The following is an 18,189-nucleotide window of genomic DNA, read 5'->3' on the forward strand; positions in this document are numbered from 1 at the left end:
AAGTGTTACGGAGAGTATTAATTTTAATGGTATGTTGTATTACCGCTGTACAGCTTGCTGGACAAGAGGGTAAAGTGCTAGACCTTAAAGTACAAGGCTCAAAAAGGCTTAAGCCTAGTTTTATAAAACTCATAAGTGATATAAAACCGGGAGTTGCATTAGACTCTGCAGTGATAAATCAAGATATAATACGCCTTAAAAGACTTCCAGCAGTTGCTCACGCTTATTTTCAGGTTTTTAAGTCACACGATAACTTCTATAATGTTTTTTATAACATAGAGGAAAATATTACCATAAATCCACAAGTAAATCTTTACACGACTAATGATGATGAGTTTGCATACAGGCTTGGTCTTTATGAATATAATTTATTAGGAAGAAATATAGGTTTTGGAGGGTTTTATCAGAAAGATATTTTTAGTTCGTATGGTATAAATTTTAGAGCGCCTTTTTTATTTAATAACAATGTAGGACTTGCAATAAACTTTCAGAGTCTTACTACTCAAGAACCTGTGTTCTTAGATAATGGTACGGCAGACTATAAGTATAACAATACATCCATAGAGATTTTAGGTCTATATGCTTTTAACTTTAAGCATCGTGTTGAGTTAGGTGTTAACTTCTTTAATGAAGATTATTTATACCTCAATGGAGCCACAGATGTGAGCGTGCCACAGGCATTTAATGTAGATAAAATTCTTCTTAAAGCTATTTATGAGTATGACGCTCTTAAGTATGACTTTCAGTATGTAAGTGGTTTTAAAAGTACTTTTAATGTACAATATGTACAGGCTAATGCGATAACATTACCAGATTTTACAATCTGGTGGAATGATTTTAGATATTTTGCTAGAATACGAGATAAGGATGGTGTTTATGATGGAAACATCGCAACGCGATTGCGACTAGGTCTTGCTACAAATGCAGATTCTCCTTTTGCCCCCTTTTCTGTAGATAACAATCTTAATATACGGGGTGTAGGTAATACGATAGATAGAGGTACTGGCGTGGTAGTACTCAATGCAGAGTATAGACAAACGCTGGCAGATCGAGATTGGTTTACGATACAAGGAGTGGGCTTTGTAGATGCTGGCTCTTGGCGCAATCCCGGGGGAGATTTTGGCGATTTTGGTGATGATCAAAATTTGCGTGTCTACCCCGGTTTAGGTCTACGTTTTATACATAAAAAGATATTTAATGCAACCTTTAGGGTAGACTATGGATATGGTATAACACAAGATGCCACCAGCGGAATCGTCTTTGGTATAGGTCAGTATTTTTGATTATCTACGTTCTTTCATTGCATCTTGGTACGCAGTAGCAAGATCTGTCTTTTGATTTTCTGAGAGTACTTTACCTGCTAGCTGAAAAAAGGTATGCTCCTCGTCTTCGAGATGATGTTCGACTTTTTCACATAACTGTTTTGCATAAGTAAGCCAGGCAGGAGAATCCATATCTGTATCATCTATTTTTTCTATAAGTTCATCCATCTCGTGATGCTCTGCTATACCGTGTCTAGCGTGCTCCTGCATCATATCATTATGTATAAGCGGGCTGTAAAAATGTCTTTCCTCTGCGTCTGCGTGTATTTCTAATTCTTCTTTTAGTGCTTTCCAGAGCTGTTTTCTGTCACTGCTTTTACCAGAGGTTGAGGTAAGTCTATCGCATAAGTCGCGCTGGATATCGTGGTCGTTTCTAATTGCTTCAAAAATATTCATAGTACTAAAAGATTAATTGGTTAGTTATTTTAAGACACTGTAAATTTTTAAAAAAAAGCTATGATTTTTGTTAAAATCAATACAATTAATTTAAAATTAGCAATTTACAGATGGTCTCATCTATAGCTTTGTATAAACAATAACCAAAAAAAGTAACCAATGTCATTAATTACAATTATACTCAGCATTCTATTTCCGCCACTAGCAGTTGCGTTAGAAAAAGGAGCCGGAAAAGACCTTCTCATAAACATCTTACTTACACTATTAGGCTGGCTTCCCGGAGTGATTCACGCCTTTTACGTAAACAGCAAATAAGAGCAACACATATATTACAAGCGCCCGCTACATAAGTACCGGGCTTTTTTATTTTATAAAGATTTGTAGGAGTTTAATAGATATAGGTACGCTTTCGCGAAAGCGTAAAAAAACCTTTTAAAAATAGTAGGTTTTAGACAAACTATAGCAGACATTTTTTCGTAGGTTTAAAAAATCATTACAATCTTCATCTATGCGCATCATTACTTTTGTATTTGTATTACTCTATGGCATTTGCACTACTGCACAAGAAGATAAAGTAAGACCCTTTGATGTAGAGGCAGACCTTTTTGGCGGAACGATTTTAGAACATAATCCAGATATTTCTCACCTTATTACAGAACACCCCACGGGAGTGATGCTGGCATATAACAGAAAGACTTACGGTTTTGAACCCTGGGAGCGTCGTTACAACTTTCCAGATGTGGGGTACACCTTTGTATACCAAGATATGAAAAATGAGTATCTGGGAGAACTATATAGTGCGTATGCGCATTATAACTTTTATTACTGGAAGAGGCGCTTACAGTTTAGAATAGGGCAGGGTCTCGCGATTGCTACAAAACCCTATGACAGGGAGACTAATTTTATAAATAATGCATACGGTACTACAGTCTTGAGTAGCACGATGCTTAAGTTAAGTTATAAGAAAAATAATATTTTTAAAAATATAGGCTTTCAAGCAGGGGTAACTATTATACACTATAGTAATGCAAATCTTAAGGCGCCAAATAATTCTACAAATACGTGGGCGTTTACTGCAGGATTAAATTACTTCCCAAAAGCGGCCGAGTTTCCCGAGTATATACCTATGGGAGAAAAAACACCTTATAAAGAACCTATACATTTTAACTTAACACTGCGCGGTGGAGCAAACCAAAGCGATATAAACAACTCACCACGCTATGGTTTTGTTACCATTACTGCCTTTGTAGATAAGCGTATTAATCACAAATCTAGCTTCACGGCGGGAGTTGACGCATTTTTTGCAAATTTTTTAAAAGAGCTCATACGTTATGAGTCTATTGCATATCCAGATGGTGATGTCACGGGTGAGGAAGACTGGAAGCGATTTGGGATTTTTGTGGGTCACGAGCTGCACTTTAATGAGCTTTCTTTTGTATCCCAATTGGGATATTATGTGTATTATCCATATGAATTTGAAGGAAGATTTTACAATAGGTTAGGTTTAAAAAGAACCTTTGGAAAACACCTTGCAGGGAGTATGGTCGTAAAGGCACACGGTGCAAAAGCAGAGGCAGTAGAGTTTGGTATAGGATATAGATTTTAATAAGATGAGACACTCCATTTATATAGCTAGTATAATAGTAATCATTGTAAGCATCATTTCTTGTGATACAGAAGACACACTTACGTGTCTAAAAACCACAGGAGATATCATTACACAAGAGTATGATCTTACAGATTTTGATAGTATTACCATCTTTGAGCGTGCCCAACTCATAGTGACAGACGCTCCAGATATTTCTGTAAGGTTAGAAACTGGAGAAAACTTACTTGAAGATTTTGAAATTCTTGTAGAGGACAACACACTCAAAATCAGGAACACAGCTTCTTGTAATATTATACGTGATTATGATACATCAAAGGTTTATGTGAGTCATCCCGATTTAAAACAAATACGCAATAGTAGTGGGCAAACCGTAGAGGCAGAGGGTGTCTTGACCTGGAACACTCTAAGGTTAGTAAGTGATGATCTTATAGAAGAAGACTTTTATCATAAAGACGGAGACTTTAATCTCTCACTAGATGCAGAAAATGTGCTATTACAATGCAACGGATTGTCTAATTTCTTCATAAACGGAAGTGTGACAAATCTTACCATAAACTTACTAGATGGTGATAGTAGATTACCCTTAGAAGATCTTGATGTTCAAAATGTCTCCATCTTCCACAGGGGGACTAATGATGTGATACTAGCACCACAATTATCTATAGTGGGAGAATTACGTAGTACGGGTAATTTGATTTTAAAAAACACACCACCAGTTGTTGAGGTAGAAAGCTTCTTTACGGGTGAAGTTATTATTGATGAATAATTCTTTCGCTTAAAGCGAAAAAAAAAGCGCCCCAGTATGGAGCGCTTTGTATAATAAAATCGAAGTATTTCAGACTATATAGTTTCTACTACTTTATCTAATGCGATTCTTGATTTTGGATTTTTACTAGGTTGGTTAAAATCCTCTTCATCTCTATATCCTATAGCTACGGCAACTAGGGTTGCATAGCCGTCGTTTCCTATAATCTTGTCATAATTTGCAGGCTCTATTCCTTCCATAGGGGTAGCATCTATGCCCATAACCGCACAAGCACTTAGTAATACACCTACAGAGAGGTATACTTGCTTATCAAACCAAGCAGTAATCTGTTCTTTAGGTAGCGGTTTTAAGTTCTCATTATAATAATCTACCATTCCTTGTGGTAATTCTCTCTTTATTTGCTCTTCAAAAAGTGATAAATCATCTACTCTACTAAAAACAACTACAGTATCACTCTTTGTTACTTTCTCAGTATTTATCCAAGATACTTTAGAGAGCTTCTCCTTTGTGTCTTGATCAGAAACAAAAGTAAATTTCCAAGGCTGGCTGTTTATAGAAGAAGGACTTAGGCGTAAACTTTCTTTAAGCTCCTCTATGTGCTTAGGATCTATTTTTTTTGTATGGTCATACACCTTTGTAGTGTAGCGCTCTTGCATTGCATTTATAAAACTCATAACATTTATTTTTTTTACTATATTAAGTATAGTAGCAAAAGTATATATAGTTGTATACCTTTGCAAGAACGGTCAAAAAGTATAGGTTTAATTTAACACACCGAGATGCACACATTTAAAGGAAAAGAATACCCTTGCTGTACAAGTCTTACGATGGGAGTGATAGGAGGTAAGTGGAAAACGGTAATCATTTACCACCTTATAGAAGGTCCCTTACGATATAATGAGTTACGCAAGCAAATGCCTTCTGTGACAGAGCGCACCCTTAGCCTACAGCTCAAAACACTAGAGAGTGATGGTATAATAGATAGAAAGGTTTATACTACAAAGCCACCACTTAAAGTTGAGTATATGCTTACAAATTTAGGAAAGTCACTTATACCACTTATAAACGCAATTGCAGACTGGGGCCGCAAAGCAGATGAGGTATAAACCTGTTATGATATCTTGTTGAGGTAATATTTGTGCAAATCTTCTGCACTAGCGCCTAGCCATTTCCGCACATAAATACTCCAGAAGTGAAACTGTAATTTCCAGATGCCATTTTCTTCATATCGACGAGCAGAGGTTGTGAGCCACTCTTGAATAACGACAAATTTACGTCGCGCATATAACTTATTTATCAGGTCATTATCTTCATAAATAATATATCGCTCATCAAAGCGGCCCAGTTCTTCAAAAAGAGCTTTGGTAATAAACTGGCTTTGGTCACCACCACGGCACGCTCGCCACTTAAACTTTGTAAGCCAGCCAGCTAGTCGAAGCCACCAGTGATTAGAATCAAATTTCATTTTAAAACATCCCGCAGGATTTCCCAGTGATACCTCTTTTACAATGAGTGCATCATAATTTTGAGGTGGGTATGAGTCTGCGTGTAAAAAATAAAGTATGTTACCCTTAGCTTGTATGGCTCCCGTGTTCATCTGTCGTGCTCGACCTTTTTGAGATGTAATAATAGATGCCGTTTTACTAAGCGCTGCATATTGAGTGACTTGAGTAACAGTGTCATCACTACTGCCACCATCTACAACGATGATTTCGTGTATATAATTTTGAGAAGATGCCTTGTTTTCTAGGTGAGTGAGCAATGCACATATGGTCTCAGACTCATTAAGAACTGGGATAACTACAGATATAGAATTCATTAAAGATGTTTCTTATTTTAAATGTACGCAAAAACACCTCAATCAGTTTTACTTTATTGCTTATTTAAGCCCCAATCATATTCTTTAAATGTTACAGGTGTACCAGGCGCAACCTGAGTATTTGCATATTTATTTATATAGGGTAGTAAGCTTTTATTAGATCCAATATAAAAGTCTTCTGTATAAAATTTAAAAATAGAAGAAAGCGCTGCCGTATTTGCACTAATATCATTTTTTGAACTATTTATAAACTGCTTAGTTGCTTTGTCAAGTTGCTCATTGATTTTACCAGCAGTGTATGCCTCACGCAGTAGAGGTGGGCAAGAGATAGATGCACAGTTTATAGCAAAATGTATTCTAGGCTCATTCATCTTGCGTAGCACGCCATTTTCAATACCACCTAGAGAGAGCAGGCGTCCATCTACTCTTGCACGTCCTTTAGTCCACGGGGCGTCTATATCTTTTATACTACTTACCTCTGGGTTATCAAGTATGAGCTCTACAGTGACTGCGTTATAAAGATTAATATAATAAGCAAGTAACTCTTGTGCACTCCACTTGTTTGATGGATCAAGATTTGCGAGTTGATCTAAGTAGCCGTTAAGTAGCGGTCTGTCTTTTTCAAATCCATCATAGTCTACAAGCCCCTCTTCGTTTACATACTTTTTGAGCAATGAGTCCCATTGCGAGTGATCTACATTTACAGCAGAGTTTGCCGTAGTAGATGTAAGTGGTTGTGTTACTTCCTTAGTAGGTTGTCCTTGACTTGTAATCCCTCCAGCAGAGAGCAACGCGCAGCTTTGTAAAGAGATGGCTATGGCTATTATTGATAAAATGCGTGTGTATATTTTCATAACTATTATTTTATTGTTTTACACTTTCGTGAAAACCTAATATCGCTTTTTCAAAATAGATAAGCGAGTAATTAAGAAAACTTTACTACTTATTGAGCGTCCAGTCATATGTTTTATATCTCACCTTCGCCGAAGGTGAAATAGGAGTTGAAGCATACGTATTTAGATAATCTATGAGGCTACCCTCTGTTTTAAAATCTTTTGCAAACCAGCTGAAAATTTTAGATACCTCAACTCGTTCCGCTGTGATCGTGTTACGAGAGCTGTCATTTATAAATTCACGAGCTAGTTTGTCAAGCTGGTCGTCTACACTTGCCGCTGTAAAAGCCTCATTAAGCAATGGTGGACAAGAAAATGAAGCGCAGTTTATCCCAAAGTGAATTCTAGCATCACCCATTTTTCTTAAAATATCGTGCTCTATCTGGTTGAGGTTATACCATCGATCTTCAAGTTTCCAAAATCGTTGATCCCACGGGTTTTTAATATTCTTTATGCTTTCTAGAGGATAGTGACGTAAGATAAGATCTATAGTCATTGCATTATATGCGTTCATCCAGTAGGCAAGTTTTTCTTCTTGAGACCACGCGTCTGTAGGTGTTTGTTCTCCAAGTAATTTAATGTAGTTGCGTAGTTTCCCCCAGTTTGATTTAAAACCATTGTAATCTACATTTCCAGCTGGTGATACATATGCCTTAAGTAAGTCATTAAAACTATCGTGATTAACAGTTTCTGTAATTGCAGTATTAAAAACTTCAACTTCAATTTCTTCTGATTCTGTAATCATCTCTTCTGCTTGAGCACTTACTGTGGTTGTATCTTCAGTAACAGTTATGATGGGAGCTGTTTCTATAGGGACACTATCTTTCTTTATGACCATAGGTGTTTCTGTAGTAGTGACTTCAGGTGGTGCAGTTATAGTCTTAGTTGTGCTACAAGCACAAGAAAGACCGAGTAATGCAATGTAAAGAAAGGTTTTCATAGATGTTGGTTTCATAAAAAAGCGCCTCTTATAAAGAAACGCTTTTTGTGTGACTCATACATATAGAGTCGTATGTATTATAAAAAACTAACAGTAGCCTAGCAACATCCACCACCATCATAGTGATACGTAGACTCACTTATAAAGATGTCATCACGACCTAAAGCAGCAAGTGCTCCTGCTGTCTTGTCACAAATAGCCAGCGGCTGATTTTTAAGAAGGATGTGTCCTAGCTTATCATCAAAAAAGTCTTCTTCTCCATAATAAATGGCAGCTTTACCTGTAAAAATACAAGGTCCGTCTGCTGGCATAGGGTCTTTGATTGCTGCTACTTCAATAGACTCAATGTATATGAGCTCATCTGTAGGATACGCCCCAGGGTTAAGTATTCTATATGGCTTACGAGCTCTTATCTCAATAGTCCCAAAACCAGCATCTGTAAGTGCTTTTACATATTCGGCTATGGGTAGACTTCCAGAAAGACAAAGCGCACGTAAACGATCATCATTGCGTAGCTCCTCATTCATTTCTTGCTCACAAGTAGGGTCGCTCATTACAAGTTTACCGTGAGGTTTTAGCACGCGATACATCTCTGCAATGGCACGTTTTAAATCTTCGGCTTTAAATATGTTGAAGAGGCAGTTTTGTGCAGCTACGTCTATAGAGTTATCTGCCACATTAAGGTTAAGGGCATCTCCTTTTTGAAGATCTACAAATTCGCTTTTAAACCAAGGGTTCAACTTCTCTGCTTCTATAAAGTTTTTGCGAGACGCTTCTAGCATTTCATCCACCACGTCTACACCTACTACGCCACCTTTATTACGATTAAAGTATGCAAACTGTAATAGCTCCATACCACCACCTACACCTACATAAAGCATCTTAGGCTCATTAGTAAGATCACGAGCATTTACAGTGCTTCCGCAACCGTAATTCATCTCCTGCATAATTTTTGGGATCTTTAATCCAGGTAATTCCCATATAGGATTTGTAGTACAGCACAGTCCTACATCTGGTGTAAGTGCTGCTTCTTTATAAAGATCATTTGTAGCATTAAGGTAACTCATAATTCGTTTTTTTAATAGGTAGTAGTTAGTGTGTTAAGGTGATTTTTTAGATTTAGATTCCGCTTTCGCGAAAGCGTACTTACACCCATTCTAATCTGACTATAATGTTTTAATTAATTCTGTAAAGAGTGTGATCATTTCTGGCTCTGCCTTACCAGCCATTGCAATTATTTCTGGAATATCTACCGGCTTAAGGTTGTCTGGGTCACACTCATCTGTAAGAACAGATACTGCCACTACTGGAAGTTTTAAGTGATTTGCCACGATAATTTCTGGTACGGTACTCATCCCTACAGCATCTGCTCCTATAATTCTTAAGTAGCGATACTCTGCGCGGGTTTCTAGCTGTGGGCCTACTACAGATGCATATACCCCCTCGTGTAAGTTTATGCCATTATCTTTTGCAATAGTGCGTAGCGTATTATTCATAGCAGCATCATAAGGTGCGCTCATATCTACAAAGCGCTCTCCCATTTTTTCTACTCCTTTAAAAGCTAGTGGTGAACCTCCTTGAAGATTAATGTGATCATCTATGAGCATTAATTCTCCTTTTTTGAAATCAAGGTTAATCGCTCCAGAAGCATTAGATACTAATAGGTGCTTGATACCTAAAGCGTGCATCACACGTACTGGGTAGGTTACATCTGTAAGTGAGTAGCCTTCATACACGTGAAAACGGCCTTGCATAATAATAACCTTTTTACCTTCTAGCGTACCGTAAATTAATTTACCTGTGTGGAACTCTACCGTTGCCGTTGGAAAATTAGGAATATGATTATAGCTTGCGGTGTGTTCTATCTCAACACGATCAATGAGTTGCCCAAGACCAGTACCTAAAATGATACCTACTTCAGGGTTTTCAAAGCCTTTGCTTTTTAAGTAATCTGCTGTTTCTGTGATATATTTTTCCATAATATGTTTTTTTTAAACGTATTAATTTTTTTTGTTATTGTAAATACTGAGCAAACTCAGCATATGGTTTTAAGTCTTCTGCAAAGTCAATGTCATTAAGGATTTCAAGTTGATGAACCTTTGCTGTTGCTAGATCATCCATAGTACTTGCAAATACCGTATCGCCACCCCATTCTTTATTGTAAAATACTTCTTTTACAAGCTTGTTCATACCCAATAAATAATAACCACCATCTTGGGCTGGGCCTATTACTGCATCATTAGAGTGTAGCGCGTCAAAAGCCTCATTTATGTGAGAAGCGTGCAAGTCATAAAGGTCACTGCCTACAATGAGTACATTGTCATACCCATCTGCAAAGGCTTTTTCAAATGCATTATACATACGCACCCCTAGATCTTCACCTTCTTGCTGGAATTTTTCAAAAATAGCATTATCCCACATATCATTATCGCGCACCTTCACAGAGTAGCCTACGCGCTTAGTACAATTTAGAGTACTTACTACGTCCTTAGTATGTGACAAGAGCTTCTTGTAAATCTCAAGAGCGTTTTCTTGACCTACACCTTTGGCTAGTCTGCTTTTTACTTTGCCTAGTTCTGGATTTCTGGTGAATATGAGTACTATGTTTTTTTTCATTATTGCTTTCTATAATTATATACGAGGTACAAAAACATAAGCGCCATCGTGATGAGCTGCTGGTATATACTCGCATTAATAGACCAACCTAGGTTCTCAAAATTTAGCTTGCTTACAGTAAGTACGAGTAATAGGATGAGGAGTATGATAAATATGAGAATGATTTTCTTTCTAGTCATTACTCATCATCTTTTTTTGTCCACTGGTCACTTTTTTTAATGGCTATAAACATCCCAATATTTGCAATAATAATGAGACTACTAGAGAGATAGTCTTTCCAAGTGGATGTCTCGTTAGTAAGATGATAAGCCAGTAAAGCAAATCCTCCTATGGTGAGTCCTATAAAAATGAGTGGTATATATTTATTCATCTAGTACACTTTATGCCCCGTTTTTAAATACTTTCCCCAAACTTTGGAAAATACGTGAACAGAGTCGGTTGGTTGTTTTTTCTTGTTTTGAATTTCGTAGCCTTCATCTTTCCACGCAAATATGCTTCCGTATAGATTTTTGACATTTGTAAATCCTTTCTTCTTCAGTCGCTCGCCAAAATCTTCAGAGCGTATCCCTACGGAGCAATAAACGACGATGGGTTGATCTTTTTTTGCTTTCGCGAAAGCGTACATACTATCATTCACCTTCTCAGAAACCCACACCGCTCTAGGGATATGACTCACATCAAACTCTTCCTTTTTACGAGTGTCTAAAATTAAATAATCACTCATTTCCATCTTGAGTTCTTGCACAGAAATATAAGGAACAGAGCGCGTGTTGTACTGTTTTAATAACAAGTCCATATCTGATTGCCCAACACTTATAGCGCTTATGAGAAAGATGAGTATGTATGTGATTTTTTTGATAATAGGTCTTTATAATTTGATGCCAAATCCTTGTAAGCCACTCTCTACAGGCGGCAGTATTTCTGTGTTGTCCCAGATACCAGTTACGATGGTACGCGCATACTCTTCTGGCAGTAAGCCGTTTTGCATTAACTGGCTCGTGAGCTTGTAATTATATGCAAAGGTATGATGTTCATAGCTAAGATTGCCAGAAGTGTCATCTAGAATGGCATACCACACTTCGGTAGAGCCATCATTTGCTGGCATCCCAATCACGCCAGGGTTGAGCCAGAGTTTATCTTCTTGCTCCGTATGAAAAGGCAAGCCGCAATGTCCCGCAATAATCACATCACTTTGTGTTGTATCAAAATTTGAACCTTTTATTTCCCAAGGCGTAGATTTAAATATAAATTCAGAAATATGATGGTATGAGCCGTGTACAACCGCCACCTTTTTTCCAGCATAGGTAAATGTAATATGGTCTGGAAGCACCTCGATGGTGTCTAGCGAATTCTTAGAGAGTTTGCTTTGTGCATAAGGATACCACAGCTGGCTAAAACCATCACAGCGCGATCCTTCTCTAAAATCGCAACCGCAATCTTCTGCGCCCTCACTCAGTTGCTTTTCTACATTACCTGCAATACCGTGCGTTCCCCATATTTTATAGAGTTGTAGGGTTTCTTCTGGCTGCGCACAATATCCCACGATGTCTCCTGTGCAGATGCAATTTTCTGGAGCAATCCCTTGCTGCTCTGCAATAGATTTTAGTTTCTCTAGCGCTTGTAGATTGCTATACACACCGCCATAAAGGAGTACTTTGCCAGTGAGCTTACCTATGTTTTTTATCTTTTTATCCATCGTGGTATGAGGTATAATATGGTACAAGCTGTGATGCCCCAGACGTTTGTCCAGAGTAACGCAGCATAAGATCCTGTCGTAAATTGTAATGATAGTGGTAAGGCATCAAAAACTAATATGAAGCCAAAAATGATACCAGTCACTACACTCAAGTAATAGCTGATTTTTGGGGCTGGCTTTCGCCAAAATAAAAATACTGGCGTAAGTCCAATTACCATTGTTCCAGATATGGTCGTGGCACTTAAAATCTCTGCATTAAGAAATACTGGAATAGTTCCCAATATGGCAATTACAGCCATAGATAATCTCCCAAACGAAAGATTTTTACCCAAATTTAAATCGACTGAAAGTAGCTTTGAAAAAGAGGAGAATGTACTATCCAGCGTAGATGCCGCCGAGGTAATCATAATAAAGTTGATGACTAACAATATGACTACACCAAAAGCTTTGCCCACTTCTACCGCGGCTTGACCTGCCATTCCTTGTGACTGTGCATACACACCTATTACACTGAATAAGATAATACAAGCTGCTCCCAACACGGAGGCAATTAGAAAGCTGCGTAAAGTAACTTTGGGCGAACTTAAAAAAGCTCTGTCTGTCAGTACAGGATCGTGAAAGGGGTATGAAAATGACTGTAGCAAAGCTGCAAAAAGCAAATTAAGACCAAGATCAAAACTCCACGTTCCAGAAGTCACAACCTCTTTCACACTAAAATCATCTACCGAAAATATACTCCATAAAATCACACATAGCAGTACGGAAAATAATCCCATCTGTATCACATCTGTAAAAATGGAACTGCTCAATCCGCCCTTGAGTGCATAAGCAAGAGTTAGTATCGTAAAGACCAGAATCGCCCAATAATAAGGAGTGCTTCCCATCTCTCCAAAATAAGAGCCTATCACCATCGTGTTACTCCACACCTCATTAAAAAGCCTAATGGCAATGAGCACAGAAAATAAGCGCATCGCTCCTTTTCCAAATCGAGAAGTTAGAAACTGATGTATACTTGTAAATCCACCTTGCAAACGCATCTGGTAGATAATCACACCAGCCACAGCAAAGGAGAGGTAGTAACCTGCATAAGCCACACCACCCACAATACCAAAACTCAGGCCTAAGTTTGCAGCATTGGTTATACTCTTTGCAAAAATCCACGAGATGATAAGACTACCCGTAAGCATCCACACATTAGGAGACTTCTTACGATGCGTAGCCTTAAAAAACTCATCAGGACTTTTGGCAAGCGGAGACAGCACAAATAGCAACACACTCGATGCTATAATTAATCCCCATTGCCAGATTTCTACATTCATATATAAGTTCCTTATTCTAATATCTATCACTTTCCGTCAGGAAAGTGTATTTCACAAAAGTTCCCCTCTTTGAAGAGGGGCTAGGGGAGATGTCCGCAGTACCCTCCCACAATTCCTTAATCTACATCCCACCACACGCGCACATTAAGGCTATTGCCATCTGTTGCATCAAATGCCGTCTGGTAATTATCTGCATTGAGCGCTTCTTCTTCAGATGGGTAAGGCATACGTACGGGAATTAAACCGTCATTAAGACTTGCTTGCACATCCATAAACGCAGGAAAACCGGTACGTCTATATTCTATCCAACCTTCATAGCCGTTTATGATGTTTGCAATCCATTTTTGAGTAAGTATTTGTTCTAGTGGCGAACTATCTGCGTTATTAAAAGCAGCATTCCCAGTTAGATAATCTGCTGGTAATGGTGTTTGCCAGTATTCAAAAGCGAGTGTCACGCCATTCTCATAAAGTGCCTGCGCATCTGCGGTGATAAGTCCGCGCTGGGCAGCTTCGGCTAGAGCTAGCGAAGTCTCCCAAGCCGTCATAAAGTTGGCATCTAGTACGGAAGTATCTTCTCTAAAAGCAGTGCCTGCAAGTGATAAATCTCCAAGCACGGCAGCCGTTGAGGTTGCATCTATTCCATTTATAAGTCCGTTAAATTCGTCAGTATTTGATGCTGGTCTAAAAAACGTATTAAGCCTCGTGTCTTCAAGGTCTACAAGAATGGTTTCCATCGTTTCAGAAAGCACAAAGTTGTTAAAGTCGCCCACACGCAATTGTGCAAGTCTAAAACTATTAGGCTCCGTATTGCTAAAGTTAAAAACAGCATTATCACTATTACTTGATATAAAGTTATCCTCATTTACAAGCGCTTGCAAATCTGCACTTACATCTACACGATCTGAGATACGTAAAAGATGTTTGATTTTAAGACTGTTTGCAAAGCGTACCCAAGCTTGTAAATCACCACCATAAAGAATATCTCCTTCTAGCGGGATCACATCTTCATAAGCTTCTATAGCAGCAATTCCCGCATCTAGATTTGCTAGAATACCATCTGCTCCTGTATATATAGCCTCCTGCGTGTCATAAGCTGGTGTTACCGTTCCATCTATTCCGTTAAATGCTTCTGAGTAAGGAACATCGCCAAAAAGATCTGTAAGCCCAGCCGCCATATAAGCCTTGAGGATAAGAGCAGGGCCTTCATACACGGCAAAAGTCACATTAGTTTGTGCCTGCTGTAAGATAATCTCGTTGTCTCTTAAATTCGTATAAAAAATAGGCCAAGGATTTCCACCTAGCTGCGGTGATTTTAAGGCGTGACGATCAAAAAGATTAAAGTCAAGAGCCGTTCTGTGCTGCGATAGTAAATCTCCTGCCACAAAACCTTCATAACTCATTTGCTCTCCGTAGTCATAAATAACTTGTCGCAATAACAAGCTAGGCTGCACGCTTACAGGATCATTTGGGTTTGTGTTTATTTCTTCAAAATCTTCTGTGCAACTACTCATTCCAAGTAAAAGCAGGAGGGAAGTGATGTATAAAAAATGTTTCATTTGTAATGTTTTATGTTACGCTTTCGCGAAAGCGTTAAAAGTTAAATCCTGCCTTAAATCCGAAGCTTCTTGTTGTAGCATAGCTCAAATCTTCTACACCGCTTACAAACCCTTGTCCCTGCACTGCAAGTTGCTCAGGGTCAAAATGTGGATTTTCTGTAATTGCAAAAAGATTGCGCCCTATAAGTGAAAGGTCTACGTCTACACCTTCTTTAAGACCGATAAATCCGTCTTTAAGCTTGAAAGAATATCCTATCGAAAACTGACGAAGTTTTAAGAACGAGGCGTCATAAATGTTGTTTTCTTCGTGGTTACGGTCATAAAACTGGCGGTAGTAACTCTCTGCCGAAACTGCCGTGGTGTTTGGAACAAAATTTGGATTTGCCGCAGTGCCTGTGTTTACAACTCCTTGTGCTATAATTCCCTCTTCTGGGCGGAAAGCTGTTTCTGCTAGTTGGCCTCCTACATTACCTAGTGCTCGCGTTCTTGAGACAATATCTCCACCTTGACGCCAGTCAAATAAGAAAGAGGCACTCCACTGCTTGTAGCGGAAATCATTGTTCCAGCCTAGGTTAAAATCCGCGGTGTAGTTTCCTATTTTCTTGAGGTTGTTATCTGCGATAAAGCGACCATTATCATCAATGATAAAATCGCCATCGTCATTACGTAGGTAGCCTGTTCCATAAATATCGCCAACTTCCCCGCCTTCTTCTACTTGAAAGAATACGGTTTGGTTTGCGCTGTCATAAATACGGCTAAAGGCAAGCGTAAGACGACCGTCAGATTGCGGTAGACTTTCAACCACAGATTTGTTGGTGCTGAAGTTAAAGGTGGTGTTCCATCTAAAGTTTTCATTTACGATAGGAGTGATGCCTGCAATGACCTCGATACCAGAAGTGCGCACCTCACCACCATTTACCACCTGCTGATTAAAGCCTGAAGAAATAGCAATAGGCAAGGAGATAATCTGATCTTTGGTAAGGGCGTTGTAGTACGTGAAGTCTACATTAAACCTATCTTTAAAGAAACGTATATCCGTACCTATCTCGTACGATGTAGTTTGCTCTGGTTTAAGGTTTGCATTAGGGATAAAGTTTTGTGCGCTAAAAGTAGGCTGCCCTTCAAAAGGAGTTTGTGCGATAAAAGCTCCAGAAGTTTGGAAAGGATTAGTGTCATTACCCACCTGAGCAACACTTGCTCTTAATTGCAAGTAGCTTATTGCCTCTGGAAGTTCCCACACATTAGATCCTATAAAACTCAAACTAGCCGAAGGATAGAAAAACGAAGTATTATCTGCGCTAAAAGGTGTTGCCAGTGCACTTGACCAGTCATTACGGCCAGTAACATCTAGATATAAAAAGTTCTTGTAACCCAGTTTTGCCACTCCGTAAAATGAGTTGATACGCTTTTCAGATTCAAATTGGAATGCTTCTATAGGTGATGCGGCATTATTAAGGTTAAAAATACCTGGTTGTGCAAGGTTTGTAGTTTGCACCTGTTTTGTAGATGCTACTTGTGATAAGCGGTTACCTCCAAGACTAACATCTAGCGAGAAGTCGCCAAACTTGTTATCATAATTAAGTAAGAAGTCTGTATTAATCTCACGATAAAAAACATCGTGCTCAGCATAGCCACCATTCTGGAAACGGTTAGAACTAAAGTTTCTTAAAAACTGTCGTTTCTCACTACTGTAATCCATCCCTGTGCGTATGGTAAGGTCAAGATTTTTGGCAAGTGTTTGTGTAAGGGCTATGTTACCAAAAACGCGATCACGGTTAAAAGAGTTTCTGTTTTCTTCTAAAATAAAAAATGGATTATCAAAGAAGGTGTAGTTAAAAGAGTACTGCTGCACGCCTTCTAATCCTGGCTGCCAGTAATCACGGAGGCTGTCTATATTAAGAGAGCGAGGTCCCCAGGCTACGAGTGAGTAATTTACATTCTCACTTCCGTATCCGTTTGAGGGGCGGTTATCACTACCTGAATTTACATAACTAATGCTCGCTTTGATTTTAGTTTTGTCTGTTGGCTTAAAGTTTAGTTTTGTTGCGATGGTTTGTCTATCTAAGTTCACACCGGGGATGATAGACTCACTACGTAGATCTGTAAACGATATACGGAAATCACCTTTGTCAAATCCGCTAGAGACAGATACATTATTTATGGTGGTTACACCAGTTTCATAAAAGTCTTTTAGGTTATCTGGGTTTGACCTAAATTCAGTTGGAGTAATGGCAAGTCCACTGTATAAAGCTGTATCTCCACCACGTACAATCGTTCCATCTGCAAGCGTCACCGGACTGTCAAATTGCGGAATTAAAATTCCAGCATCAAGCCTAGGTCCCCAAGAATACGTAATGTTATCTGAGATTCCTGCTCCGAGGCCATCTACATATTCAAAAACACCGCCTTGTCCTTGTCCGTACTCGTTTTGAAAATCTGGAAGTTGGAAAGCACTGTCTAAAAAGATAGAAGAGTTAATGCTTATACCAAGTCCTTTTTTCTTGCTACCATCTTTTGTCTCAATAACAATGACTCCGTTTGATGCACGCGTACCGTATAATGCAGCAGCACTTGGACCTTTAAGTACAGAAACAGAAGCAATGTCATCTGGATTTACTTCCATTGCGCCGTTCCCAAAATCTACTTCTTGAAAACCTGCGGCTGCTTCATTTGTGAAGTTAAAAACAGTGTTGTTATTAATAGGTACACCATCTACCACAAACAACGGATTATTATTAGAAAACGAAGCTTCTCCACGTATGCTTATGCGTGATGAAGATCCTACACCAGTAGCTCCTTGAGTGATAGTAACACCAGCAAGCTTACCAGAAAGGTTGTCTAGAAAGTTTACAGACTTTACCTCGTCTATATCTTTTGCGTTGATGGTTTGTACTGTATACCCTAGTTCTCTTGTGTTGCGTTTTACGCCCAGAGCGGTTACAACAACTTCATCAAGTCCTTCTTGCGAGATACTTAGTGTAACGTCTATTTGAGTTCTGCCAGCTACAGTAATTAATTGTGAGCTATAACCGAGCGAAGAGAATTTTAAAACGGATGCATCCGTAGGTATGGTTATGGTGTAAACACCATTTTCGTCTGTAATGGTTCCTTGGGTTGTGCCTTCTACTAGGACATTTACAAATGGTATTGTAGTGTTGTCTTCTGCGCTTGTGACGGTTCCGGTAACGGTAGTTTGAGCATACAAGCTTGCTGTAAAAAGCAAGAGCATACTAAGATAAAATGATTTCATCTGAGTG

General features: G+C 38.7%; 20 protein-coding genes. 5 read left to right on the top strand and 15 right to left on the bottom strand.

All coding sequences use genetic code 11. From position 1 onward, the window contains the following. The first annotated feature begins 26 nt into the window (after positions 1-26). Positions 27-1,283 (top strand): outer membrane protein assembly factor, encoded by a 1,257-nt coding sequence (locus ABVM49_RS07080; RefSeq protein ID WP_405203617.1) that lies wholly within the window; start codon positions 27-29, stop codon positions 1,281-1,283. Here ABVM49_RS07080 and ABVM49_RS07085 read toward each other — a convergent pair whose 3' ends face one another. Further along, on the bottom strand, positions 1,284-1,718 hold the full coding sequence (locus ABVM49_RS07085) for a hemerythrin domain-containing protein (RefSeq protein ID WP_035325543.1): 435 nt from the start codon (positions 1,716-1,718) through the stop codon (positions 1,284-1,286). 159 nt (positions 1,719-1,877) lie between these two features. Here ABVM49_RS07085 and ABVM49_RS07090 point away from each other — a divergent pair, with 159 nt between their 5' ends. The 3 genes from ABVM49_RS07090 (at position 1,878) to ABVM49_RS07100 (ending at position 4,093) form a co-directional block, all read left to right on the top strand. Further along, positions 1,878-2,033 (top strand): YqaE/Pmp3 family membrane protein, encoded by a 156-nt coding sequence (locus ABVM49_RS07090; protein ID WP_021778150.1) that lies wholly within the window; start codon positions 1,878-1,880, stop codon positions 2,031-2,033. A gap of 193 nt (positions 2,034-2,226) precedes the next feature. Beyond that, positions 2,227-3,324, top strand: a complete 1,098-nt coding sequence (locus ABVM49_RS07095) for an acyloxyacyl hydrolase (RefSeq protein ID WP_405203619.1) — start codon at positions 2,227-2,229, stop codon at positions 3,322-3,324. A gap of 4 nt (positions 3,325-3,328) precedes the next feature. Beyond that, complete coding sequence (locus ABVM49_RS07100) at positions 3,329-4,093, top strand: head GIN domain-containing protein (RefSeq protein ID WP_405203620.1); 765 nt, start codon at positions 3,329-3,331, stop codon at positions 4,091-4,093. Positions 4,094-4,167: 74 nt separating this feature from the next. On the opposite strand, the gene ABVM49_RS07105 is transcribed toward ABVM49_RS07100, so the two are convergent. Beyond that, positions 4,168-4,767, bottom strand: a complete 600-nt coding sequence (locus tag ABVM49_RS07105; RefSeq protein ID WP_405203621.1) for a nitroreductase family protein — start codon at positions 4,765-4,767, stop codon at positions 4,168-4,170. Positions 4,768-4,872: 105 nt separating this feature from the next. On the opposite strand from ABVM49_RS07105, the gene ABVM49_RS07110 reads away from it, so the two are divergent. Then, positions 4,873-5,199, top strand: a complete 327-nt coding sequence (locus ABVM49_RS07110; protein WP_405203623.1) for a winged helix-turn-helix transcriptional regulator — start codon at positions 4,873-4,875, stop codon at positions 5,197-5,199. Between the two features lie 5 nt (positions 5,200-5,204). Here ABVM49_RS07110 and ABVM49_RS07115 read toward each other — a convergent pair whose 3' ends face one another. The 13 genes from ABVM49_RS07115 to ABVM49_RS07175 form a co-directional block, all read right to left on the bottom strand. After that, positions 5,205-5,912: a TIGR04283 family arsenosugar biosynthesis glycosyltransferase gene (locus tag ABVM49_RS07115; protein WP_405203624.1), complete on the bottom strand. Its 708-nt coding sequence runs from the start codon at positions 5,910-5,912 to the stop codon at positions 5,205-5,207. A gap of 53 nt (positions 5,913-5,965) precedes the next feature. Further along, a complete protein-coding gene (locus tag ABVM49_RS07120; RefSeq protein WP_405203626.1) occupies positions 5,966-6,766 on the bottom strand; it encodes a DUF547 domain-containing protein in 801 nt (266 codons plus the stop codon). 85 nt (positions 6,767-6,851) lie between these two features. Further along, positions 6,852-7,745: a DUF547 domain-containing protein gene (locus tag ABVM49_RS07125; protein WP_405203628.1), complete on the bottom strand. Its 894-nt coding sequence runs from the start codon at positions 7,743-7,745 to the stop codon at positions 6,852-6,854. A 98-nt stretch (positions 7,746-7,843) separates the two neighbouring features. Then, positions 7,844-8,812 (bottom strand): arsenosugar biosynthesis arsenite methyltransferase ArsM, encoded by a 969-nt coding sequence (gene arsM, locus ABVM49_RS07130; RefSeq protein ID WP_035334537.1) that lies wholly within the window; start codon positions 8,810-8,812, stop codon positions 7,844-7,846. Between the two features lie 99 nt (positions 8,813-8,911). Beyond that, on the bottom strand, positions 8,912-9,724 hold the full coding sequence (locus ABVM49_RS07135; RefSeq protein ID WP_405203629.1) for a purine-nucleoside phosphorylase: 813 nt from the start codon (positions 9,722-9,724) through the stop codon (positions 8,912-8,914). 34 nt (positions 9,725-9,758) lie between these two features. After that, positions 9,759-10,361 carry a TIGR04282 family arsenosugar biosynthesis glycosyltransferase gene (locus ABVM49_RS07140; protein WP_405203630.1) on the bottom strand — a complete coding sequence of 201 codons (603 nt, stop codon included), beginning with the start codon at positions 10,359-10,361 and terminating at the stop codon, positions 9,759-9,761. Further along, positions 10,361-10,540: a hypothetical protein gene (locus ABVM49_RS07145; RefSeq protein ID WP_405203631.1), complete on the bottom strand. Its 180-nt coding sequence runs from the start codon at positions 10,538-10,540 to the stop codon at positions 10,361-10,363. Before ABVM49_RS07145 ends, ABVM49_RS07140 begins: the two co-directional genes overlap by 1 nt. Then, positions 10,540-10,731: a hypothetical protein gene (locus tag ABVM49_RS07150; protein ID WP_021778162.1), complete on the bottom strand. Its 192-nt coding sequence runs from the start codon at positions 10,729-10,731 to the stop codon at positions 10,540-10,542. Before ABVM49_RS07150 ends, ABVM49_RS07145 begins: the two co-directional genes overlap by 1 nt. Beyond that, entirely contained in the window at positions 10,732-11,157 is a 426-nt protein-coding gene (locus ABVM49_RS07155; protein ID WP_405203632.1) for a rhodanese-like domain-containing protein, read from the bottom strand. Positions 11,158-11,229: 72 nt separating this feature from the next. Further along, the gene (locus ABVM49_RS07160) at positions 11,230-12,057 is read right to left on the bottom strand and encodes a metallophosphoesterase family protein (protein ID WP_405203633.1); all 828 of its coding nucleotides are present in this window, start codon (positions 12,055-12,057) and stop codon (positions 11,230-11,232) included. Then, entirely contained in the window at positions 12,042-13,376 is a 1,335-nt protein-coding gene (locus tag ABVM49_RS07165; RefSeq protein WP_405203634.1) for a sodium:solute symporter, read from the bottom strand. The genes ABVM49_RS07160 and ABVM49_RS07165 overlap by 16 nt, the downstream gene beginning before the upstream one ends. A gap of 116 nt (positions 13,377-13,492) precedes the next feature. Next, positions 13,493-14,932, bottom strand: coding sequence for a SusD/RagB family nutrient-binding outer membrane lipoprotein (locus tag ABVM49_RS07170; RefSeq protein ID WP_405203636.1), 1,440 nt, complete (start codon positions 14,930-14,932; stop codon positions 13,493-13,495). 34 nt (positions 14,933-14,966) lie between these two features. Continuing rightward, the gene (locus ABVM49_RS07175) at positions 14,967-18,182 is read right to left on the bottom strand and encodes a SusC/RagA family TonB-linked outer membrane protein (protein WP_405203637.1); all 3,216 of its coding nucleotides are present in this window, start codon (positions 18,180-18,182) and stop codon (positions 14,967-14,969) included. Positions 18,183-18,189: the final 7 nt, after the last annotated feature.

The sequence above is a fragment of the Dokdonia sp. LLG6352-1 genome (genome assembly GCF_045055815.1).
Taxonomy (GTDB): Bacteria; Bacteroidota; Bacteroidia; order Flavobacteriales; family Flavobacteriaceae; genus Dokdonia; species Dokdonia donghaensis.